Below are 22,621 nucleotides of genomic sequence, written 5' to 3' on the forward strand. Positions count from 1 at the left end.
CCAGTCTGTCCATTTGCCATGAACGCTTCGCGCTGCTTTGTTCTGATCGTGTGCCTTCTGCCGTTCTGCTGCCCGGTCGTCCCTGCCTTGGCTGCGCAACCGGCAAGCCAGGCTCAGGCAGCTCAGGGTAAGCAAGTGTCAAAAAAGGCGACAGCCAAGCCTGCACACAAGCCGGTCAGCAAAGCGGTTGCCAAGCCCTTGCCCAAGACAAAGCTGGACCTCAGCCTGCCCGTTGATATGGTCGACAAACTTGAGCCGGATGTGGGCACGCCTTCGCCAATCCAGCGGCGCAAACCTTTGTTGCCGCCCATGTTCACAGAAAAGCCAGAGACCAATGACAGTCCGTTCCAGCTCAATGGCCGGCTGATCAACAACGAAATGCAGCTGCAACTGCGCAATGACAGCCGTCATGACGTGGAGGGCGCTGCCATTGATTTTGAGTATCGCCAATAGGCGGGAACTGACTGCCGGGTCACAGCAGATTTCATCGTGACAGCAATTTCAAACGACTGTTTGAGCGGTTACTATCCAGGGACGTTCGTCCCGTTTTGTTCCAGGGAGTCCTGATTTTGGTGAATAGCCATGCAATGCCGTGAGGGCTGTGGTGCCTGCTGCATCGCCCCGTCCATCACCTCTGCGATGCCGCGAATGCCCAATGGCAAGCCGGCGGGTGAGCGCTGTCTGCACCTGACTGCCGCCAACCTTTGCGACCTGTTCGGCAAGCCTGAGCGGCCGGCGGTGTGCGGTGGTTTCAAGGCAGATGTCGAGGTGTGCGGCAGTGATCGTGACGAGGCAATCAGGATTCTTGGCTGGTGGGAGCAGATGACGGCGGCGTGACAGGCTGGATCTTCGACAACAAGGATAAACATGATGAGATCGTTCAAGCGTATTGCACTGCTGTTTGGTGTGGGTGTTCTGCTGTCGCCTGTGGCCTGGGCTGAAAACTGGCAAGTGGCCAAGGACGAGGAGGGCATCAAGGTGTCCCTCAGTGAGGTGGTCGGGTCCAAGTACAAGGCCTATCGCGGTGTGACCGTGATCAAGGCGCCGCTGGCCAGGGTCGAGGCGCTGCAGGAGGACGTGTCCGGGGCCTGTGCCTGGATTCACGAATGCAAGTCGCAGAAGCTGCTCAAGCACGAAGGTGACCAGAGCTGGACCTATACCCAGTTCAATACGCCATGGCCGGTGACGCCGCGTGATTCCGTGCTGCACATTACGACCGTCAAGGAGGCGGATGGCAGCCTGACCCGTAACCTGAAAGAAGAGCCGATTTACCTGCCGGAAGAGAAGGGTTTTGTTCGGGTGGCAAAAGTCGAAGGCTTCTGGAAGCTGGTGCCCAAGGGTGACAGCACTGAAGTGACCTACCAGGTGCACACCGAGCCAGGTGGTAGCGTGCCGGCGATGGTGGCCAACAAGTTCGTGGTGGATGCGCCGTTCAATACCCTGAAAGGGCTGCGCGAGCGGGCGGAGAAAAACTGAGGTTTTGTGGTGTCTGTGCCGGCCTCTTCGCGGGCTTGCCCGCTACAGGTACAGCGCAGCCCTCGAGATCTGTGCAGTACCTGTGGGAGCGGGCAAGCCCGCGAAGAGGCCGGCACAGGACAAATAAAAAAGGCTGCCCGAGGGCAGCCTTCTTGCGTTCGGCTACTGCAGCTTACTTGCGGTCTTTCAGAGCAACGATGTCGCGCTTCTGCTCGCCGGTGTACAGCTGGCGCGGACGGCCGATCTTGTACGGGCTGGAGAGCATTTCTTTCCAGTGCGAGATCCAGCCCACGGTACGTGCCAGGGCGAAGATCACGGTGAACATGCTGGTCGGAATGCCGATCGCCTTGAGGATGATCCCCGAGTAGAAGTCGACGTTCGGGTACAGCGAGCGCTCGATGAAGTAAGGATCGGTCAGGGCGATCTCTTCCAGGCGCATGGCCAGTTCCAGCTGCGGGTCGTTCTTGATGCCCAGCTCGCGCAGGACTTCGTCGCAGGTCTGCTTCATCACGGTGGCGCGCGGGTCGCGGTTCTTGTACACGCGGTGACCGAAGCCCATCAGCTTGAACGGGTCGTTCTTGTCCTTGGCCTTGGCGATGAATTTGTCGATGTTCGAGACATCGCCGATTTCATCCAGCATGGTCAGTACGGCTTCGTTCGCACCGCCGTGGGCCGGGCCCCACAGTGCGGCGATACCGGCGGCGATACAAGCGAACGGGTTGGCACCCGACGAGCCTGCCAGGCGAACGGTGGAGGTGGAGGCGTTCTGCTCGTGGTCGGCATGGAGGATGAAGATCCGGTCCATTGCCTTGGCCAGCACCGGGCTGATCGGTTTGATCTCGCACGGGGTGTTGAACATCATGTGCAGGAAGTTTTCCGCGTACGACAGGTCGTTGCGCGGGTACATCATCGGCTGGCCCATGGAGTACTTGTAAACCATCGCAGCCAGGGTCGGCATCTTGGCGACCAGGCGCACCGCGGAAATTTCGCGGTGTTGCGGGTTATTGATGTCCAGGGAGTCGTGATAGAACGCCGACAGGGCGCCGACTACGCCGCACATCACCGCCATCGGGTGAGCGTCGCGACGGAAGCCGTTGAAGAAGGACTTCAGCTGCTCGTGAACCATGGTGTGGTTCTTGACGGTGCTGACGAACTGGGCCTTCTGCTCGGCATTCGGCAGTTCGCCATTGAGCAGCAGGTAGCAGGTTTCGAGGTAGTCGGACTGTTCGGCGAGTTGCTCGATCGGGTAGCCGCGGTGCAGCAGGATACCTTTGTCGCCGTCAATATAGGTGATCTTCGACTCGCACGAGGCAGTCGCCATGAAACCTGGGTCGAAGGTGAAGTGACCAGTGGCCCCTAACCCGCGGACGTCGATTACATCAGGACCAACGGTGCCGGTTAAAATGGGCAGCTCGACGGGGGCAGCGCCCTCGATGACCAACTGCGCTTTTTTGTCAGCCATGTGGCCTCCTATTAATGCTTGAAATCATCAGACAGACCCCCCACGCAGGGCCCGCACCACTATAGAGGGATAAATTCAGATGTCAATTTGCCTAAAGGCTTGTTGAATCAGGCATTCAAGCCTGATTTTTCCCGAAATTCTCGCCCATTTACGCCTTTTGTTCATTAAAGGCAATGCGCTATTTGGGCTACCCCGTCACGTTGTCATAAGCAGCCTAACTGTCTATACTCGGCACCCGACCGCCAGGGGCTTGCAAGCCCGAACTGCTGGGGGTCGCCGTTCCCTGGGTGGTGGGTACCTGACCAGTACACTTACCAACAACTTTGCCCTGATTCGCTAGGGGCTCTTCAGTGTGAAAAAAGCCGTGAAAAGCCAACGACCTGTAAACCTAGACCTAAGGACCATCAAGCTCCCTGTCACTGCGTACACGTCCATCCTGCACCGTATCTCCGGCGTCATCCTGTTCATCGGCCTTGCCATCATGCTTTATGCACTGGGCAAGTCGCTGGGTTCCGAGGAAGGCTTCGGTGAGGTGAAGGCGTGTCTGACCAGCCCGCTGGCCAAGTTCGTGACCTGGGGTCTGCTGTCCGCCCTGCTTTATCACCTCGTGGCAGGTGTTCGTCACCTGATCATGGACATGGGTATCGGTGAGACGCTGGAAGGCGGCAAGCTGGGCTCGAAAATCGTGATCGTCATCTCCGTGGTGCTGATCGTTCTGGTGGGAGTTTGGGTATGGTAACCAATGTCACGAACCTGTCGCGTTCGGGCCTCTATGACTGGATGGCGCAGCGCGTTTCTGCGGTCGTTCTCGCGGCTTACTTCCTCTTCCTGATCGGCTACGTGGTCGCCCACCCAGGCATCGACTACACCCAGTGGCATGGTCTGTTCTCCAACAACGCGATGCGGATCTTCAGTCTGCTGGCCCTCGTTGCCCTGGGCGCTCACGCCTGGGTCGGCATGTGGACCATTGCAACCGACTACCTGACGCCTATGTCGTTCGGCAAGTCGGCAACTGCGATTCGTTTCCTGTTCCAGGCGGTATGCGGCGTTGCGATGTTCGCTTACTTCGTCTGGGGTGTGCAGATTCTCTGGGGTATCTGATCCATGGCTAGCATTCCAACCATTTCCTTCGACGCCATCATCATCGGTGGCGGCGGCGCCGGCATGCGCGCAGCGCTGCAACTGGCTCAAGGCGGCCACAAGACTGCCGTAGTCACCAAGGTCTTCCCGACCCGTTCGCACACCGTATCCGCCCAGGGCGGCATCACCTGCGCCATCGCTTCGGCCGACCCGAACGACGACTGGCGCTGGCACATGTACGATACCGTCAAGGGTTCCGACTACATCGGTGACCAGGACGCTATCGAATACATGTGTCAGGAAGGCCCGGCTGCGGTCTTCGAACTGGACCACATGGGTCTGCCGTTCTCGCGCACCGAAACCGGTCGCATCTACCAGCGCCCGTTCGGTGGTCAGTCCAAGGACTTCGGTAAAGGTGGCCAGGCCGCCCGTACCTGTGCCGCTTCCGACCGTACCGGTCACGCGCTGCTGCACACCCTGTACCAGGGCAACCTGAAAGCGGGTACCACATTCCTCAACGAGTACTATGCAGTTGACCTGGTGAAAAACCAGGACGGCGCATTCGTGGGTGTGATCGCCATCTGCATCGAAACTGGCGAAACCCTGTACATCAAGTCCAAGGCAACCGTGCTGGCCACTGGCGGTGCGGGCCGTATCTATGCGTCCACCACCAACGCCCTGATCAACACCGGTGACGGTATCGGCATGGCCCTGCGTGCAGGCGTGCCGGTGCAGGACATCGAAATGTGGCAGTTCCACCCGACCGGTATCGCCGGCGCCGGTGTACTGGTCACCGAGGGTTGCCGCGGTGAAGGTGGCTACCTGATCAACGCCCACGGCGAGCGCTTCATGGAGCGTTACGCGCCGAACGCCAAAGACCTGGCCGGCCGCGACGTGGTTGCTCGTTCCATGGTCAAGGAAATCATCGCCGGCAACGGCGTGGGCCCGAACAAGGACCACGTACTGCTGAAGCTGGACCACCTGGGCGAGGAAGTGCTGCACAGCCGCCTGCCAGGTATCTGCGAGCTGTCCAAGACCTTCGCCCACGTTGACCCTGTGGTCGCACCGGTGCCGGTCGTGCCGACCTGCCACTACATGATGGGCGGCGTTGCCACCAACATTCATGGCCAGGCCATCACCATGGACGCCGACGGCCAGGATCACATCATCCCGGGCCTGTTCGCCGTAGGTGAAGTGGCGTGCGTATCGGTTCACGGTGCCAACCGCCTGGGCGGCAACTCGCTGCTCGACCTGGTGGTGTTCGGCCGTGCTGCCGGCCTGCACCTGGAGAAGGCGCTGAGCGAAGGCGTGGAATACCGCGACGCCAGCGACACCGACGTCGATGTTGCCCTGAACCGCCTGAACAAGCTCAACGAGCGTACCAGCGGTGAAGACGTTGCCAGCCTGAAGCGTGAGCTGCAGAGCTGCATGCAGAACTACTTCGGTGTATTCCGTACTGGCGAATACATGCAGAAGGGTATCGAGCAATTGGCCGGTCTGCGTGACCGTATCGCCAACGTCAAGATCAACGACAAGTCCCAGGCCTTCAACACCGCGCGTATCGAAGCGCTGGAGCTGCAGAACCTGCTGGAAGTTGCCGAAGCTACCGCCATCGCGGCGGAAGCCCGTAAAGAGTCCCGCGGCGCTCACGCCCGTGAAGACTTCGAAGACCGTGACGACGAAAACTGGCTGTGCCACACCCTGTACTACCCGGGTGAGAAGCGCGTTGCCAAGCGCGGCGTCAACTTTGCGCCGAAGACTGTTCCAGCCTTCGAACCAAAAGTCCGGACTTACTAAGGGTGGCTGCTATGTTGAAAGTCGAAGTTTATCGTTACAACCCGGACACCGACTCGGCGCCAAAAATGGAGTCGTTCGACGTCGATACCGGCGGCAAGGACCTGATGGTGCTGGATGTATTGGCACTGATCAAGGAAAAGGACGAGGGTTTCTCGTACCGTCGCTCCTGCCGTGAAGGCGTTTGCGGTTCCGATGGCATGAACATGAACGGCAAGAACGGCCTGGCCTGCATCACCCCGCTGTCGGCGGTGGTGAAGGGCGGCAAGCTGGTTCTGCGTCCTCTGCCAGGCCTGCCGGTCATTCGTGACCTGGTGGTCGATATGAGCATCTTCTACAAGCAGTACGAGAAGGTGAAGCCGTTCCTGCAGAACGACACTCCGGCCCCGGCCATCGAGCGCCTGCAGTCGCCGGAAGACCGTGACAAGCTGGACGGCCTGTACGAGTGCATCCTGTGCGCTTGCTGCTCGACTTCCTGCCCGTCGTTCTGGTGGAACCCGGACAAGTTCCTGGGCCCGGCAGCCTTACTGCAAGCCTACCGCTTCCTTGCCGACAGCCGCGATACCAAGACTCAGGAGCGCCTGGCGTCCCTGGATGACCCGTTCAGCGTATTCCGCTGCCGCGGGATCATGAACTGCGTAAACGTTTGCCCGAAAGGTCTGAACCCGACCAAGGCAATCGGTCACGTACGTAACATGCTGCTGCAAAGCGGCACCTGATACAAAGCGTTGTACCTGCAGTAAGCCGAGGTGCGGGTGGTGAGCCCGCACTGAGGTAAAACCCGAACAAGGGCCCACAAAGCCCGCGTTCATTACCTATGAAGATATGAGACCAGCAGGGGCTTTCCGGGCTGGTACCCGGAAAATCAGCAGGATCCAGGTGGCGTGGTTCAGTCGCTGTTTTCGGACTTTTCCAGGTTTGCTGTGGCTCTCGCCGATCAGTCCCCTAATCGAGGGTGACCAAGCATGCAAGAAAGCGTGATGCAGCGCATGTGGGATAGCGCCCACCTTTCAGGTGGTAACGCTGCATATGTGGAAGAGCTCTACGAGCTCTACCTGCACGACCCTAACGCTGTGCCAGAAGAGTGGCGCACTTACTTCCAGAAGTTGCCAGCCGACGGCAGCACCGCTACTGATGTATCGCACTCGACAATCCGCGACCATTTCGTACTGCTGGCAAAGAACCAGCGCCGCGCCCAACCGGTTTCCGCCGGGAGCGTGAGCAGTGAACACGAGAAGAAGCAGGTTGAAGTTCTGCGACTGATCCAGGCCTATCGTATGCGCGGCCATCAGGCTGCCAAGCTCGACCCGTTGGGGTTGTGGCAGCGCCCTGCGCCCGTAGACCTGTCGATCAATCACTACGGCTTGACCAATGCCGATCTTGATACGACCTTCCGTGCCGGCGACCTGTTCATCGGCAAAGAGGAGGCGAGCCTACGCGACATCTTCGATGCACTCCAGAAGACATATTGTCGCACCATTGGCGCCGAATTCACCCACATCGTCGATTCCGAGCAGCGCAGCTGGTTCCAGCAGCGGCTGGAAAGCGTGCGCGGCCGTCCGGAGTATTCCGCTGACGTGCAGGCCCACCTGCTCGAGCGCGTAACCGCCGGTGAGGGCCTGGAAAAGTACCTGGGCACCAAGTACCCGGGCACCAAGCGTTTCGGCCTTGAAGGCGGCGAGAGCCTGATTCCGATGCTGGATGAAATGATCCAGCGTTCCGGCTCTTACGGCGCCAAGGAGGTCGTGATCGGCATGGCCCACCGTGGCCGCCTGAACGTGCTGGTGAACACCTTCGGCAAGAACCCGCGCGAGCTGTTCGACGAGTTCGAAGGCAAGAAGATGAACGAGCTGGGCTCCGGTGACGTGAAGTATCACCAGGGCTTCTCCTCGAACGTGATGACCCCGGGTGGCGAAGTGCACCTGGCCATGGCGTTCAACCCGTCCCACCTGGAAATCGTTTCGCCGGTGGTCGAGGGTTCGGTGCGCGCCCGTCAGGACCGCCGCAACGACACCGTTGGCGACAAGGTGGTGCCGATCTCGATCCACGGCGACGCTGCGTTCGCTGGCCAGGGCGTGGTCATGGAAACCTTCCAGATGTCGCAGACCCGCGGTTTCAAGACCGGCGGTACCGTGCACATCGTGATCAACAACCAGGTTGGTTTCACCATCAGCAACCCGCTGGATGCGCGCTCCACCGAGTACGCGACCGACGTTGCCAAGATGATCCAGGCACCGATCCTGCACGTGAACGGCGATGACCCGGAAGCCGTGCTGTTCGTCACCCAGCTGGCCATCGACTACCGCATGCAGTTCAAGCGTGACGTGGTCATCGACCTGGTCTGCTACCGTCGCCGTGGCCACAACGAGGCTGACGAGCCTAACGGCACCCAGCCGCTGATGTACCAGCAAATCAGCAAGCAGCGCACTACCCGTGAGCTGTATGCCGAGCAGCTGATCCAGGCCGGTCGCATCGACGCCGAGCGCGCTCAGGCCAAGATCGACGAGTACCGCAATGCGCTGGACAATGGCCTGCACGTGGTGAAGAGCCTGGTCAAGGAGCCGAACCGCGAGCTGTTCGTCGACTGGCGTCCCTACCTGGGCCATGCCTGGACCGCGCGTCACGACACCCGCTTCGACCTCAAGACCCTGCAGGATCTGTCGGCCAAGCTGCTCGAGCTGCCGGAAGGTTTCGTGGTCCAGCGTCAGGTGTCGAAGATCTACGAAGACCGTCAGAAGATGCAGGCCGGTGGCTTGCCGATCAACTGGGGTTATGCAGAGACCATGGCTTACGCCACCCTGCAGTTCGAAGGTCACCCGATCCGCATGACCGGCCAGGACATCGGCCGTGGCACCTTCTCGCACCGTCACGCGGTGCTGCACAACCAGAAGGACGCCAGCACCTACATTCCGTTGCAGAACCTGTTCCCAGGCCAGCCACGTTTCGATCTGTACGATTCGTTCCTGTCCGAGGAGGCGGTACTGGCCTTCGAATACGGCTACTCCACCACCATGCCGAACGCGCTGGTGATCTGGGAAGCCCAGTTCGGCGACTTCGCCAACGGTGCGCAAGTGGTGATCGACCAGTTCATCACCAGTGGTGAGCACAAGTGGGGCCGTCTGTGTGGCCTGACCATGCTGCTGCCACACGGCTATGAAGGGCAGGGGCCGGAGCACTCCTCCGCGCGTCTGGAGCGTTACCTGCAGCTGTGCGCCGAGCACAACATCCAGGTCTGCGTACCGACGACGCCGGCACAGATTTACCACCTGCTGCGTCGCCAGGTCATTCGCCCGCTGCGCAAGCCGCTGGTCGTCCTGACGCCGAAGTCGCTGCTGCGCCACAAGCTGGCCATTTCGACCCTGGAAGACCTGGCAGAAGGCTCGTTCCAGACCGTGATCCCGGAAATCGACGCAATCGATCCGGCCAAGGTCGAGCGTCTGGTGCTGTGCAGCGGCAAGGTCTACTACGACCTGCTGGAAAAACGCCGTGCCGAAGGCCGCGAAGACATTGCCATCCTGCGTATCGAGCAGCTGTATCCGTTCCCTGAGGACGATCTGGTCGAAATCCTCGCCCCTTACACCAACCTCAAGCATGCGGTCTGGTGTCAGGAAGAGCCGATGAACCAGGGCGCCTGGTACAGCAGCCAGCACCACATGCGCCGTATCCTGGGCCGCCACAACAAGGCACTGGTCCTGGAATACGCCGGTCGCGATGCTTCTGCCGCGCCAGCCTGTGGTTACGCTTCGAAGCACGCCGAACAGCAGGAAAAACTGCTGCAAGACGCCTTCACTGTCTAACGCCTTCGCGCACCTGAAACCGAATTTAAGGAAACACAGATAATGGCTATCGAGATCAAAGCCCCAACCTTCCCGGAATCGGTTGCCGATGGCACCGTTGCCACCTGGCACAAGAAGCCGGGCGAAGCCGTCAAGCGTGACGAGCTGATCGTCGACATCGAGACTGACAAGGTTGTCCTGGAAGTACTGGCTACTGCCGATGGCGTGCTGGGCGACATCGTCAAGGGCGAGGGCGACACGGTCCTGTCCGACGAATTGCTGGGTTCGATCGTTGAGGGCGGTGCTGCCGCTGCGCCTGCCGCGGCCGCCGCGCCTGCAGCTGCTCCGGCCGCTGCTAGCGCTGACGCCGGCGAAGAAGACCCGATCGCTGCCCCGGCCGCACGCAAGCTGGCTGAAGAAAACGGCATCGACCTGGCTACTGTGGCAGGCACCGGTAAAGGCGGTCGCGTCACCAAGGAAGACGTGGTTGCTGCTGTTGCCAACAAGAAGTCGGCACCAGCCGCTGCCCCGGCTGCCAAGCCTGCCGCTGCTGCCGCTGCCCCGGTTGTCGTCTCCGCTGGCGACCGTACCGAGAAGCGTGTGCCGATGACCCGCCTGCGTGCCAAGATCGCCGAGCGCCTGGTCGAAGCCCAGTCGAACATGGCGATGCTGACCACCTTCAACGAAGTGGACATGACCGAAGTCATGGCCCTGCGTTCGAAGTACAAGGACCTGTTCGAGAAGACCCACAATGGCGTGCGCCTGGGCTTCATGTCGTTCTTCGTCAAGGCTGCTACCGAAGCGCTGAAACGCTTCCCGGCTGTCAACGCCTCGATCGACGGCAACGACATCGTCTACCACGGCTTCGCCGACGTCGGTGTTGCCGTGTCCAGCGACCGTGGCCTGGTGGTGCCGGTGCTGCGTAACGCCGAGTCGATGAGCCTGGCTGAAATCGAGAACGGCATCGCTACCTTCGGCAAGAAGGCCCGTGACGGCAAACTGTCCATCGAAGAGATGACCGGTGGTACCTTCACCATCACCAACGGTGGCACCTTCGGTTCGATGATGTCGACCCCGATCGTCAACCCGCCGCAGGCCGCCATTCTCGGCATGCACAACATCATCCAGCGCCCGATGGCCATCAATGGCCAGGTGGTGATTCGCCCGATGATGTACCTGGCGCTGTCGTACGATCACCGCCTGATCGACGGCAAGGAAGCGGTAACCTTCCTGGTCACTATCAAGAACCTGCTGGAAGATCCGTCCCGCCTGCTGCTGGACATCTAACCCTCTGGCTGCGTACCGTGCCGGGCCTGGCTTCGCAAGAAGCCAGGCCGCGCGGTTCGCGGCTTGTAGCTTGTAGCTGATAAGGAATCTTTTATGACCCAGAAATTCGACGTAGTGGTAATCGGTGCAGGCCCAGGCGGCTATGTGGCTGCCATCAAGGCTGCCCAACTTGGTCTGAAGACTGCCTGTATCGAGAAGTACACCGACGCCGAGGGCAAACTGGCCCTGGGCGGCACCTGCCTGAACGTAGGTTGCATTCCTTCCAAGGCGCTGTTGGACAGCTCCTGGAAGTACAAGGAAGCCAAAGAGAGCTTCAACGTCCACGGTATCTCCACTGGCGAAGTGAAGATGGACGTCGCCGCGATGGTTGGCCGCAAGGCCGGTATCGTCAAGAACCTGACCGGTGGCGTTGCCACCCTGTTCAAGGCCAACGGCGTCACTTCGATCCAGGGCCACGGCAAGCTGCTGGCCGGCAAGAAAGTCGAAGTCACCAAGGCTGACGGCACCACCGAAGTCATCGAAGCCGAGAACGTGATCCTGGCTTCCGGCTCGCGCCCGATCGACATTCCGCCGGCCCCGGTCGACCAGAACGTCATCGTCGACTCCACCGGCGCCCTGGAATTCCAGGCCGTACCGAAGCGCCTGGGCGTTATCGGTGCAGGCGTGATCGGCCTGGAGCTGGGCTCGGTATGGGCTCGCCTGGGTGCTGAAGTGACCGTCCTTGAAGCCCTGGACACCTTCCTGATGGCTGCCGACACCGCCGTGTCGAAAGAAGCCCAGAAGACCCTGACCAAGCAAGGCCTGGACATCAAGCTGGGCGCTCGCGTCACCGGCTCGAAAGTCAACGGCAATGAAGTCGAAGTGACCTACACCAACGCCGAAGGCGAGCAGAAGATCACCTTCGACAAGCTGATTGTTGCAGTCGGCCGTCGCCCGGTGACTACCGATCTGCTGGCTTCCGACAGCGGCGTGACCATCGACGAGCGTGGCTACATCTTCGTCGACGATTACTGCGCCACCAGCGTTCCGGGCGTGTACGCCATTGGTGACGTGGTACGCGGCATGATGCTGGCCCACAAGGCTTCGGAAGAGGGCATCATGGTCGTCGAGCGCATCAAGGGCCACAAGGCCCAGATGAACTACGACCTGATCCCTTCGGTCATCTACACCCACCCGGAAATCGCGTGGGTCGGCAAGACCGAACAGGCCTTGAAGGCCGAGGGCGTTGAGGTTAACGTGGGCACCTTCCCGTTCGCGGCCAGCGGCCGTGCGATGGCTGCCAACGACACCGGTGGTTTCGTCAAGGTCATCGCCGATGCCAAGACCGACCGCGTTCTGGGTGTTCACGTGATTGGCCCATCGGCTGCCGAACTGGTGCAGCAGGGCGCAATCGCAATGGAATTCGGCACCAGTGCCGAGGATCTGGGCATGATGGTCTTCAGCCATCCAACCCTGTCCGAAGCGTTGCATGAAGCAGCGCTGGCGGTGAATGGCGGCGCCATTCACGTGGCCAACCGTAAGAAGCGTTAATTATAAGAAACCACGGCGGGCTGCCCGTCGTGAGTCTTGCGTGCATGACTCACCGCGGAAAGTCCGCCGGACCGGATCACACGGGAAACCCGGGGTCAACGGTCACAGGTGGTGCGGCGCCACTGATGGCGCAGCGCCGAAGCGCAGTACCTAACGAAGACGGTAAAAAGCATGAATCTTCACGAGTATCAGGGTAAGCAGCTGTTCGCTGAGTACGGCCTGCCAGTTTCCAAGGGTTTCGCAGTCGATACCCCTGAGCAAGCTGCAGAAGCCTGCGACAAGATCGGCGGGAACGAGTGGGTTGTAAAAGCCCAGGTTCACGCGGGTGGTCGCGGTAAAGCGGGCGGCGTAAAGCTGGTTCGCAGCAAGGAAGACGCCAAGGCGTTCGCTGCACAGTGGTTGGGCAAGAATCTGGTCACCTACCAGACCGATGCCAACGGTCAACCCGTCTCCAAGATTCTGGTCGAATCCTGCACTGACATCGCCAAAGAGCTGTACCTGGGCGCTGTAGTCGATCGTTCGAGCCGCCGTATCGTGTTCATGGCTTCCACCGAAGGTGGCGTGGACATCGAGAAAGTCGCTCACGAAACGCCTGAGAAAATCCTCAAGGCCACCATCGACCCACTGGTCGGCGCTCAGCCGTTCCAGGGTCGCGAGCTGGCTTTCCAGCTGGGCTTGGAAGGCAAGCAAGTTCAACAGTTTGCCAAGATCTTCGTTGGCCTGGCCAAGCTGTTCAAGGATCATGACCTGGCGCTGCTGGAAGTGAACCCGCTGGTGATCAAGGCCGATGGCGACCTGCACTGCCTCGATGCCAAGATCAACATCGACGCCAACGCCATGTACCGTCAGCCGAAGCTGAAAACCTTCCACGACCCGTCGCAGGACGACGCCCGTGAAGCCCACGCTGCCAAGTTCGAACTGAACTACGTTGCCCTTGAAGGCAACATCGGCTGCATGGTCAACGGTGCCGGCCTGGCCATGGGTACCATGGACATCGTCAACCTGCACGGCGGCAAGCCGGCCAACTTCCTCGACGTTGGCGGCGGTGCTACCAAAGAGCGCGTTACCGAAGCGTTCAAGATCATTCTGTCCGACAGCAATGTCGCGGCCGTTCTGGTCAACATCTTCGGCGGCATCGTTCGCTGCGACATGATTGCCGAAGGCATCATCGGTGCGGTGAAAGAAGTCGGCGTAAAAGTTCCGGTCGTCGTTCGCCTCGAAGGCAACAACGCCGAACTGGGCGCTAAAGTACTGGCAGAAAGCGGTTTGAACATCATTGCGGCAACCAGCCTGACCGACGCTGCTCAACAAGTTGTCAAAGCTGCGGAGGGCAAGTAATGAGCGTCCTGATCAATAAAGATACCAAAGTCATCTGCCAGGGCTTCACCGGCTCGCAGGGTACTTTCCACTCCGAACAGGCCATTGCCTACGGCACCAAGATGGTCGGCGGCGTAACCCCAGGCAAGGGTGGCACCACCCACCTGGGCCTGCCGGTGTTCAACACCGTCAAGGAAGCCGTGGAAGCTACCGGCGCTGACGCTTCGGTCATCTACGTACCGGCTCCGTTCTGCAAAGACTCGATCCTGGAAGCTGCCTTTGGCGGCATCAAGCTGATCGTCTGCATCACCGAAGGCATTCCTACCCTGGACATGCTGGATGCCAAGGTCAAGTGCGACGAGCTGGGCGTGACCCTGATCGGCCCTAACTGCCCAGGTGTCATCACCCCGGGCGAGTGCAAGATCGGCATCATGCCAGGCCACATCCACTTGCCAGGCAAGGTCGGTATCGTTTCGCGTTCCGGCACCCTGACCTACGAAGCTGTGAAGCAGACCACCGACGCCGGCTTCGGCCAGTCGACCTGCGTCGGCATCGGCGGTGACCCGATCCCGGGCTCCAACTTCATCGACATCCTGAAGCTGTTCCAGGAAGACCCGAAGACCGAAGCGATCGTGATGATCGGTGAGATCGGCGGTTCGGCTGAAGAAGAAGCTGCGGCCTACATCAAGGCCCACGTCACCAAGCCTGTCGTTTCCTACATCGCCGGTGTTACTGCACCTGCGGGCAAGCGCATGGGCCACGCTGGCGCCATCATCTCCGGCGGCAAGGGCACTGCGGACGAGAAGTTCGCCGCCCTGCAGGACGCGGGTGTGAAAACCGTGCGTTCCCTGGCTGACATCGGCAAGGCCCTGGCCGAGCTGACTGGCTGGGAAGCCAAGAAGTAATACTGCTACACCCCCCACGCGCACAGAGGCCACCTTCGGGTGGCCTTTGTCGTATGTGGGGTTCGTAGGAGCGGGTTTACCCGCGAAGAGGCCGGTGCTGGCAATAGAGATTCTTCGATAGGTTTGATAGGAATTTTCACGCAGACGAATGTTTCAATCCGAGGATAATACCTGCCGTCCTCGGTCACACAGACGACAAACATGTACGCACATCGGACAAGCAGCACTGTGCCAGTGCGTTTGACTGACAAACCAGTTACATTACGCGTTCACTCTGTGCCCGTACCCCAAAAGGGAACGACACGCTAAACGGGTCTGGCCTATCAAGCCGGGCAGCATTTCCCCTTACCCAAAGGGAAATCCCCTCTCGAATCCCGATTTCAGCAGTGTGGTACTACCTTAAATGAAAGTTCTCAAAGGCCAGGATATCCTGGCGCTTGGCTTTATGACGTTTGCGCTTTTCGTGGGTGCAGGCAATATCATCTTCCCGCCTATCGTCGGCCTGCAGTCTGGCCCGCACGTATGGATGGCGGCCTTGGGCTTCCTGGTCACTGCCGTGGGCCTGCCGGTCATCACGGTGGTCGCTCTGGCCAAGGTCGGTGGCGGCATGGATGCACTGAGCAGCCCGATCGGCAAGTTCTTCGGCGGCCTGCTGGCAGCCGTGTGCTACCTGTCGGTCGGCCCATTGTTCGCCACCCCGCGTACGGCGACCGTGTCGTTCGAAGTGGGCGTTGCACCACTGACCGGTGAAAGCCCGCTGGCGCTGTTCATCTACAGCCTGGTGTACTTCATCGTCGTGCTGGCCGTGTCCATGTACCCTGGCAAGTTGCTCGACACCGTGGGCCGCTTCCTGGCACCGTTGAAGATCATTGCCCTGGCAGTACTGGGCATCGCTGCCTTCGCGCTGCCCGCCGGTAGCATTGGTGACGCACAGCCTGCCTATGCCGCCGCTGCGTTCTCCAAGGGCTTCTCCGATGGCTACCTGACCATGGATACCCTGGGTGCCCTGGTGTTCGGTATCGTCATTGTCAATGCCATTCGCTCGCGCGGTGTCGAGTCGCCGAGGCTGATTACCCGCTACGCCATCATCGCCGGCCTGATCGCCGGTGTCGGGCTGGCCCTGGTCTACATCAGCCTGTTCCGCCTGGGTGCCACCAGCCACGACATCGCGGCTGACGCCACCAACGGTGCGGCGGTGCTGCATGCCTACGTACAGCACACCTTCGGCTCCCTGGGCAGCGGCTTCCTCGCCGTGCTGATCGCGCTGGCCTGCCTGGTGACCGCGGTTGGCCTGACCTGTGCCTGCGCCGAGTACTTCAGCCAGATCCTGCCGCTGTCCTACCGCGCGCTGGTGGTGATCCTTGCCGGCTTCTCGCTGCTGATTTCCAACCTTGGCCTGACCAAGCTGATCATGTTCTCGATCCCGGTGCTCACCGCCATCTATCCGCCGTGCATCGTGGTGGTTGGCCTGAGCTTCGTGAAAGACCTGTGGAACTCGCCAACGCGCATCCTGGCGCCCGTGATGCTGGTCTCGCTGCTGTTCGGCATGGTCGATGCGATCAAGGGCAGCAGCCTTGCCCACGTGTTGCCAGACTTCATGGCGCACCTGCCATTGAGTGATGCCGGCATGGCCTGGCTGGTACCTTCGGTGGTGACCCTGGTGGGTGCCGTGGCCTGCGACCGCATGCTCGGCAAGCCGCGCGAGGCGCTGGCCTGACTGGACAAGTTGAAGCCTGAGGGCGGCACCGGCCACAAGCCGAAGGGTGCCCGCCAAGGGTGAAAACAAGAGAGCCCCGTATCCGAAAGGATGCGGGGCTTTTTGCTGTTTGCCGGTTTCGGCCTCTTCGCAGCAGGTAAGGTATTTTTCAGTGTGCAGGTGTGCCTTTTGCCGCTTGCCAGCGTCGAAATCCGGTCCCTATCCTTTAGGCACATGGCCCTTTCGGTAACCCTGCATGAACTTCATCCAAAGCAACCTCAACAACCTGCTGGCCATCGCCTGGTTCGCCCTGTGCTGGGGTGGCTATACCCGCTATGCGATCTGGAAGGGGCGCGACACCGCGTGCCTGGCCAGCGTGCTGCACTTGTACCGCGAAGACTGGATGCGCCGCATGCTGCTGCGCGACAACCGCATCGCCGATGCCAGCGTGATCGGTAACCTGGAGCGCAACGCTTCGTTCTTTGCCTCCAGCACCCTGATCATTCTGGCTGGCATCCTCACCGTGCTCGGTGCCTCCGACCGGGCACTGTCGTTGCTGGCCGACCTGCCGCTGGTTCAGCAAACATCCCAGGGCATGTCGGAGATCAAGCTGCTGTGCCTGGCCATGGTATTTGTCTACGCCTTCTTCACGTTCAGCTGGTGCATGCGCCAATACAACTTTGCCGCCGTGCTGGTGGGCTCGGCACCTATGATCGGCGAACGGCTGGTCAATGAGCTGGAGCGCAAGGCGTTCGCCTCCCGCGCGGCGCGGGTATTGTCGTTGGCGGCTAACCAGTTCAACCTGGGGCTGCGTTCGTATTACTTCGGCATGGCCATGTTGAGCTGGTTTATCAGCCCATGGTTGTTCATGGCGATGAGTGTGGGCGTAGTGCTGATTCTGTACCGTCGAGAGTTCCATTCGGATGTACTCGATGTGATGGTGTTCACGCCGACCGAAAGTGTACTGTCGGAGCCGGCCAAGGAAAGCTCGGTTGTCTCCAACTGAAACGATTAATCAAAAGTTCGCAGGCACAAAAAAACCCGACATCGTCGGGTTTTTTTGTTTTAGCCAATTACTGCTTGGCAGGTTCTGCCGGTGTAGTTGGAGCCGGAGTAGCCGGAGCGGCTTCTTCGGCAGCCTTCTGCTCGGCTTCGGCCTGATCTTTGGCAGCTTCGGCGTTTTCCTCGGCGGCTTCGTTCATCTTATCCTGAGCTTCACCCATTTTTTCCTGGGCTTGCTCGGCGTGTTGCTGTGCGTCCTGGGCTTTGTCTTCGCTCGCTTTATCGCAAGCAGCCAGGCCCATGGCAGCGGCCAGCATCAGAGCAAAAGCAAAAGGTTTACGCATGGGGGTGTTTCTCCTTGGTGGAATAAGTGACTTGTTCCTTCGAGTACAACTACGCGGAATAAGTTCAACGAAGATTACAGATATATAACGTCCCGTTCTACATGGACTTTTTAACGAATTTATGCCGCTGCCCTGCGGCCGATGGGAACAGCCGATGAGCGATTCAACCTTGATGGCAATGGCCGAGCGCTTTCTCACGGCGTTAAAACATTGTCAGTTGTTGCAGATGCGCGTGGCGCAGGCTGATGGCAATGGCATGACCCTGGTCCTGCCGTGGTCGCCGGCGATTGTCGGCAACCCGCAAACCGGTGCCGTGCACGGCGGTGCGCTGACCACGCTGATGGACACCACCTGTGGCATGGCCACGTTGTGTGTGCTGCCGCGCTTCGAAGTGTGCCCGACGTTGGACCTGCGCATCGACTACATGCACCCGGCTGAGGCCGGCAAGGACATCTATGGCCACGCCCAGTGCTACCGTGTTACCCGCGACGTGATCTTCACCCGTGGCACCGCCTATCAGGACGACCCCGACCAGCCCATCTGCCAGGTGGTGGGCACGTTCATGCGCCTGGGCCAGGACATCAAGGGCGGCATCCGTTTCGGCGACAGTCTGAAGGAGGGCAAGGCATGATTCCGCACGCGGTGCGCCAGCAGCTCAACGCCGCCCATGCGGTGGGCGACTATCGACCATTGCTGGCACTGATTCCCTATGCCGGGCTGATCGGCATCGAATGCGAGCGTCAGGGCGATGACCTGTTGTTCCGCCTGCCGGCCAGCCCGGACAATATCGGCAACCCACTGCTACCGGCCATCCATGGCGGCGTGATTGCCGGCTTCATGGAGCTGTCGGCCGCGCTGTACCTGCTGATCTACAGCGAAAGCGCAAGCATTCCGAAGATCATCGACTTTTCCATCGACTACCTGCGCGCCGGGCACTTTCGCGATACCTACGCCCAGTGCCAGCTGTGGCGCCAGGGCCGGCGTGTGACCAACGTGGCCATCACCGCCTGGCAGGGCGACAGGCAGTCGCCGATTGCCACGGCCCGTGCGCATTTCAAGATCGAACCGGAAAAGCCCTTGAAATCATCCGGGCAGCCCCCATCTGCATGACATCCGCCGTTAACGCTGGCCGAACCGGCCGCCAGGCGCCAACGCCATCAGATCGGAGTTTCGAAGACCATGACTGTGGAAACACAAAAGGAAACGCTGGGCTTCCAGACCGAGGTGAAGCAACTGCTGCACCTCATGATTCACTCGCTGTACTCGAACAAGGAAATCTTCCTGCGGGAGCTGATTTCCAATGCTTCCGACGCCGCCGACAAGCTGCGTTTCGAAGCCCTGGCCAAGCCAGAGCTGTTCGAGGGCGATGCTGACCTGAAGATTCGCCTGAGCTTCGACAAGGACGCCGGTACCGTCACCCTCGAGGACAACGGCATCGGCATGAGCCGCGAAGACGTCATTGCCCACCTGGGCACCATCGCCAAGTCCGGCACTGCCGACTTCATGAAGAACCTCACCGGTGACCAGAAGAAGGACTCGCACCTGATCGGTCAGTTCGGCGTGGGCTTCTACTCCGCGTTCATCGTTGCCGACAAGGTCGACGTGTACAGCCGCCGTGCGGGCCAGCCAGCGGCCGAAGGTGTGCACTGGTCGTCGAAAGGCGAGGGCGAGTTCGAAGTCGCCACCATCGACAAACCGCAGCGCGGTACCCGTATCGTCCTGCACCTGAAGAAGGACGAGCAGGAGTTTGCCGATGGCTGGCGCCTGCGCAACGTGGTCAAGAAGTACTCCGACCACATCGCCCTGCCGATTCAGCTGCCGAAAGAGCAGGCTGCCGCCGAAGGTGAAGAGCAGCCGGCTGAAGAGTGGGAAACCGTCAACCGCGCCAGCGCCCTGTGGACCCGTTCGCGCACCGAGGTGAAGGACGAGGAGTACCAGGAGTTCTACAAGCACATCGGCCATGACTTCGAAAACCCGCTGGCCTGGAGCCACAACAAGGTCGAAGGCAAGCTCGAATACAACTCGCTGCTGTACGTGCCGGCCCGTGCGCCGTTCGACCTCTACCAGCGCGAAGCGCCGCGCGGCCTGAAGCTGTACGTGCAACGTGTATTCATCATGGACCAGGCCGAGTCGTTCCTGCCGCTGTACCTGCGCTTCATCAAGGGTGTGGTCGATTCCAACGACCTGTCGCTGAACGTGTCGCGTGAAATCCTGCAGAAAGACCCGATCATCGATTCGATGAAGACCGCGCTGACCAAGCGCGTGCTGGACATGCTGGAGAAGCTGGCGAAGAACGAACCCGAGAAATACAAGGGCTTCTGGAAAAACTTCGGTCAGGTGCTGAAAGAGGGCCCGGCCGAAGACTTCGCCAACAAGGAGAAAATCGCCGGTCTGCTGCGCTTTGCGTCCACCCAGGACGACAGCGGCGAGCAGAGCGTCGCCCTGGCCGACTACCTGGCCCGCGCCAAGGAAGGTCAGGACAAGATCTATTACCTCACCGGAGAGTCATACGCGCAGGTCAAGAACAGCCCGCACCTGGAAGTCTTCCGCAAGAAAGGTATCGAAGTGCTGCTGCTCACTGATCGCATCGACGAGTGGCTGATGAGCTACCTCAACGAATTCGACGGCAAGGCCTTTGTCGATATTGCCCGTGGTGACCTGGACCTGGGCAAGCTGGATTCGGAAGAAGACAAGAAAGCCCAGGAAGAAGTCGCCAAGGACAAGGAAGGTCTGGTCGAGCGACTGAAAGGTGCGCTGGGTGACAGCGTGGCCGAAGTACGCGTATCGCACCGCCTGACCGACTCGCCGGCGATCCTGGCCATCGGCGAACAGGACCTGGGCCTGCAGATGCGCCAGATCCTGGAGGCCAGCGGGCAGAAAGTGCCGGAGTCCAAGCCGATCTTCGAGTTCAACCCGAGCCACCCGCTGATCGAGAAGCTGGATCACGAGCAGAGTGAAGACCGTTTCGCCGAGCTGTCGCACATCCTGTTCGATCAGGCGGCCCTGGCGGCCGGTGACAGCCTGAAGGACCCTGCGGCGTACGTTCGTCGCCTGAACAAGCTACTGGTCGAGCTGTCTGCTTGAGTTGATGCACAGCAAAGCCCGCTTCGGCGGGCTTTTTTATGACGAGTGCCAAAGGAGTGCTTGATGAGCAAAGTAATCGTCGAATCGCTGGTTTATCACCTGTCTGGCAAGACCTACGAAAGCCGTTTGGTCTATGAGCCGGGTGCGCTGGGCCGCCCAGGGCTGGTGATGGCGCCGAACTGGATGGGCATTGGCGAAGGTGCCGAGCGCATTGCCAAGGAAGTGGCCGAGAAGGGCTATGTGGTGCTGATCGCCGACCTGTACGGGCAATCGGTGCGCCCGTCCAATGCCGATGAGGCAGGCGTGGCGATGATGCCGCTGAAGAATGATCGTGGCGAACTGCGCAAGCGCATGCAGGAAGCCTTGGCGCAATTGCTGGGGCAGTCGAAGGCGTTGCTGGAGCCTGGCAAGGTGGCCACCTTCGGCTTCTGCTTCGGTGGCTGCTGTGCCTTGGAACTGGCCCGTAGCGGCGCCGACCTGCGTGCGGCAGTGTCGTTCCACGGCACCCTGGACACGCCGAATCCTGAAGATGCCAAGCGCATCAAGGGCTCGGTGCTGGTGTTGCATGGTGCCTCCGACCCATTGGTGCCTAAAGAGCAGCTGCCGGCATTCGAAGATGAGATGAACGCAGCCAAGGTGGACTGGCAGTTGCTCAGTTTTGGCGGCGCGGTGCACTCGTTTACCGACCCGAATGCCAATATGCCGGGCAAGATGCAGTATGACCGACGCACTTCCGAGCGAGCGTTCCGTTCGATGCATAATCTGCTGAGTGAAGTGTTCCAGCGCTGAGATTGCAGGGGGCTGCTTTGCAGCCCTTCGCGGGTGAACCCGCTCCTACGCGACGGCCTGCGCCCAATCACCGATGTGTGTCCACCCCCGATAGGTGTAGGAGCGGGTTTACCCGCGAAAGGGCCGGCCCTGATCACCGAGGCAACTCGATCCTAGAATGTTCCCCCGGCACCACCGGCCAATCCCCCGCAGCCCACCTGGCCCGGGCCCGCTCGATCAGTTCCGGGTCGCTGGCCACGAAATTCCAGTTCATCCGACGCGGCCCATCCAGCGGTGCACCGCCAATCAGTACCAATTGGCATTCACCCTCCGCATACAGCGTCACCTCTTCTCCCTCCGGCAGCACCACCAGGCTGCACGGTTCTACATCTTCATCGTTCATCGTCAACTCACCATCGAGCAGGTACAGCGCCCGCTGCACATGCTCATTCGGTACCAGCAAGGTGGTCGCCGGTTGCATCCGGACATGCGCATAAAGGGTAGGGGACAGCACCGGCACCGGGGACGCCAGGCAGAACCCGCTGCCAGCAATCATGCAGATACGTACACCCAGGCTGTCACTGACGGGCAAGCTCGCGGCGGGGTGATGGCTGTAGCTTGCCGGGCCTTGCTCAAACTCGCGTGGCGATGCCAGCCATACCTGTAGCCCATGCAGGCGCGACCCATGGGCCAGGCCATCTTCCGGGGTGCGCTCGACATGGGCGACGCCGCTGCCCGCAGTCATCCAGCTGACATCACCGGGCAGCACCCGCTGCGCCGAGCCAAGGCTGTCCTTGTGCAGGATTGCGCCTTCGAACAGGTAGGTCAGGGTCGACAAGCCGATATGCGGATGCTGGCGGATATCCATGCCATGCCCCGGGGCATAGTCTGTTTCGAGCATGTGGTCGAAGAACACGAACGGGCCGACGCTGCGGCACTGGGCTGACGGCAGCGGGCGCAGGATCGGCTGGCCCTCGACCGTCTCGGCTCGGGGGTGGATGACCAGTGGGCTGCTCATGGGGAAGGCTCCAGGCACGGTGGAAGTGCCTCAAGCATAGCGGTTTGCCCGCCGTCGCTGAACCGTCTTGGCGGCCGCCTGG

General features: G+C 60.5%; 21 protein-coding genes. 18 read left to right on the forward strand and 3 right to left on the reverse strand.

The annotated features are described in order from the left end of the window. Positions 1–18: 18 nt before the first annotated feature. The 3 genes from QYE47_RS12030 to QYE47_RS12040 all read left to right on the forward strand — a co-directional run bounded on the left by QYE47_RS12030 (position 19) and on the right by QYE47_RS12040 (position 1,476). Positions 19–453: a hypothetical protein gene (locus tag QYE47_RS12030; protein WP_019437848.1), complete on the forward strand. Its 435-nt coding sequence runs from the start codon at positions 19–21 to the stop codon at positions 451–453. Positions 454–582: 129 nt separating this feature from the next. Beyond that, the gene (locus QYE47_RS12035) at positions 583–837 is read left to right on the forward strand and encodes a YkgJ family cysteine cluster protein (RefSeq protein WP_019437847.1); all 255 of its coding nucleotides are present in this window, start codon (positions 583–585) and stop codon (positions 835–837) included. A gap of 33 nt (positions 838–870) precedes the next feature. Further along, the gene (locus QYE47_RS12040) at positions 871–1,476 is read left to right on the forward strand and encodes an START domain-containing protein (RefSeq protein WP_070383607.1); all 606 of its coding nucleotides are present in this window, start codon (positions 871–873) and stop codon (positions 1,474–1,476) included. A gap of 172 nt (positions 1,477–1,648) precedes the next feature. On the opposite strand, the gene gltA is transcribed toward QYE47_RS12040, so the two are convergent. Further along, a complete protein-coding gene (gltA, locus tag QYE47_RS12045; RefSeq protein ID WP_003254218.1) occupies positions 1,649–2,938 on the reverse strand; it encodes a citrate synthase in 1,290 nt (429 codons plus the stop codon). Between the two features lie 352 nt (positions 2,939–3,290). On the opposite strand from gltA, the gene sdhC reads away from it, so the two are divergent. The 11 genes from sdhC (at position 3,291) to QYE47_RS12100 (ending at position 17,329) form a co-directional block, all read left to right on the forward strand. Beyond that, on the forward strand, positions 3,291–3,677 hold the full coding sequence (gene sdhC, locus QYE47_RS12050) for a succinate dehydrogenase, cytochrome b556 subunit (protein ID WP_008091902.1): 387 nt from the start codon (positions 3,291–3,293) through the stop codon (positions 3,675–3,677). Further along, on the forward strand, positions 3,671–4,039 hold the full coding sequence (gene sdhD, locus QYE47_RS12055; protein ID WP_003254214.1) for a succinate dehydrogenase, hydrophobic membrane anchor protein: 369 nt from the start codon (positions 3,671–3,673) through the stop codon (positions 4,037–4,039). The genes sdhC and sdhD overlap by 7 nt, the downstream gene beginning before the upstream one ends. 3 nt (positions 4,040–4,042) lie before the next feature. Then, positions 4,043–5,815 carry a succinate dehydrogenase flavoprotein subunit gene (gene sdhA / locus QYE47_RS12060; protein ID WP_003254213.1) on the forward strand — a complete coding sequence of 591 codons (1,773 nt, stop codon included), beginning with the start codon at positions 4,043–4,045 and terminating at the stop codon, positions 5,813–5,815. 11 nt (positions 5,816–5,826) lie between these two features. Continuing rightward, positions 5,827–6,531, forward strand: a complete 705-nt coding sequence (locus tag QYE47_RS12065) for a succinate dehydrogenase iron-sulfur subunit (RefSeq protein ID WP_003254212.1) — start codon at positions 5,827–5,829, stop codon at positions 6,529–6,531. A gap of 246 nt (positions 6,532–6,777) precedes the next feature. Continuing rightward, the gene (locus QYE47_RS12070; RefSeq protein WP_010954951.1) at positions 6,778–9,609 is read left to right on the forward strand and encodes a 2-oxoglutarate dehydrogenase E1 component; all 2,832 of its coding nucleotides are present in this window, start codon (positions 6,778–6,780) and stop codon (positions 9,607–9,609) included. Between the two features lie 42 nt (positions 9,610–9,651). Then, on the forward strand, positions 9,652–10,875 hold the full coding sequence (odhB, locus tag QYE47_RS12075; protein WP_014590270.1) for a 2-oxoglutarate dehydrogenase complex dihydrolipoyllysine-residue succinyltransferase: 1,224 nt from the start codon (positions 9,652–9,654) through the stop codon (positions 10,873–10,875). Positions 10,876–10,968: 93 nt separating this feature from the next. Next, positions 10,969–12,405, forward strand: coding sequence for a dihydrolipoyl dehydrogenase (lpdA, locus tag QYE47_RS12080; protein WP_010954949.1), 1,437 nt, complete (start codon positions 10,969–10,971; stop codon positions 12,403–12,405). 171 nt (positions 12,406–12,576) lie between these two features. Beyond that, positions 12,577–13,743 (forward strand): ADP-forming succinate--CoA ligase subunit beta, encoded by a 1,167-nt coding sequence (gene sucC / locus QYE47_RS12085; RefSeq protein WP_003254205.1) that lies wholly within the window; start codon positions 12,577–12,579, stop codon positions 13,741–13,743. After that, positions 13,743–14,627 (forward strand): succinate--CoA ligase subunit alpha, encoded by an 885-nt coding sequence (sucD, locus tag QYE47_RS12090; protein ID WP_003254203.1) that lies wholly within the window; start codon positions 13,743–13,745, stop codon positions 14,625–14,627. Before sucC ends, sucD begins: the two co-directional genes overlap by 1 nt. Positions 14,628–15,030: 403 nt before the next feature. Continuing rightward, the gene (gene brnQ, locus QYE47_RS12095) at positions 15,031–16,344 is read left to right on the forward strand and encodes a branched-chain amino acid transport system II carrier protein (protein ID WP_010954948.1); all 1,314 of its coding nucleotides are present in this window, start codon (positions 15,031–15,033) and stop codon (positions 16,342–16,344) included. 235 nt (positions 16,345–16,579) lie between these two features. After that, positions 16,580–17,329, forward strand: a complete 750-nt coding sequence (locus tag QYE47_RS12100) for a DUF599 family protein (RefSeq protein WP_010954947.1) — start codon at positions 16,580–16,582, stop codon at positions 17,327–17,329. 67 nt (positions 17,330–17,396) lie between these two features. On the opposite strand, the gene QYE47_RS12105 is transcribed toward QYE47_RS12100, so the two are convergent. After that, the gene (locus tag QYE47_RS12105) at positions 17,397–17,669 is read right to left on the reverse strand and encodes a hypothetical protein (RefSeq protein WP_019437947.1); all 273 of its coding nucleotides are present in this window, start codon (positions 17,667–17,669) and stop codon (positions 17,397–17,399) included. A 154-nt stretch (positions 17,670–17,823) separates the two neighbouring features. Between QYE47_RS12105 and QYE47_RS12110 the strand changes: the two genes are divergently transcribed. The 4 genes from QYE47_RS12110 to QYE47_RS12125 all read left to right on the forward strand — a co-directional run bounded on the left by QYE47_RS12110 (position 17,824) and on the right by QYE47_RS12125 (position 21,542). Next, positions 17,824–18,300, forward strand: coding sequence for a PaaI family thioesterase (locus QYE47_RS12110; protein ID WP_014590271.1), 477 nt, complete (start codon positions 17,824–17,826; stop codon positions 18,298–18,300). Beyond that, entirely contained in the window at positions 18,297–18,779 is a 483-nt protein-coding gene (locus QYE47_RS12115; RefSeq protein ID WP_014590272.1) for a PaaI family thioesterase, read from the forward strand. The genes QYE47_RS12110 and QYE47_RS12115 overlap by 4 nt, the downstream gene beginning before the upstream one ends. A 69-nt stretch (positions 18,780–18,848) precedes the next feature. Then, the gene (htpG, locus tag QYE47_RS12120) at positions 18,849–20,753 is read left to right on the forward strand and encodes a molecular chaperone HtpG (protein ID WP_014590273.1); all 1,905 of its coding nucleotides are present in this window, start codon (positions 18,849–18,851) and stop codon (positions 20,751–20,753) included. Between the two features lie 63 nt (positions 20,754–20,816). Next, entirely contained in the window at positions 20,817–21,542 is a 726-nt protein-coding gene (locus tag QYE47_RS12125) for a dienelactone hydrolase family protein (protein WP_014590274.1), read from the forward strand. Between the two features lie 133 nt (positions 21,543–21,675). Here the strand turns inward: QYE47_RS12125 and QYE47_RS12130 are convergent, their stop codons facing one another. Next, the gene (locus tag QYE47_RS12130; RefSeq protein ID WP_014590275.1) at positions 21,676–22,539 is read right to left on the reverse strand and encodes a pirin family protein; all 864 of its coding nucleotides are present in this window, start codon (positions 22,537–22,539) and stop codon (positions 21,676–21,678) included. Positions 22,540–22,621 lie beyond the last annotated feature (82 nt).

The organism is Pseudomonas sp. 2,4-D, from assembly GCF_030418155.1.
Lineage (GTDB): Bacteria > Pseudomonadota > Gammaproteobacteria > Pseudomonadales > Pseudomonadaceae > Aquipseudomonas > Aquipseudomonas alloputida.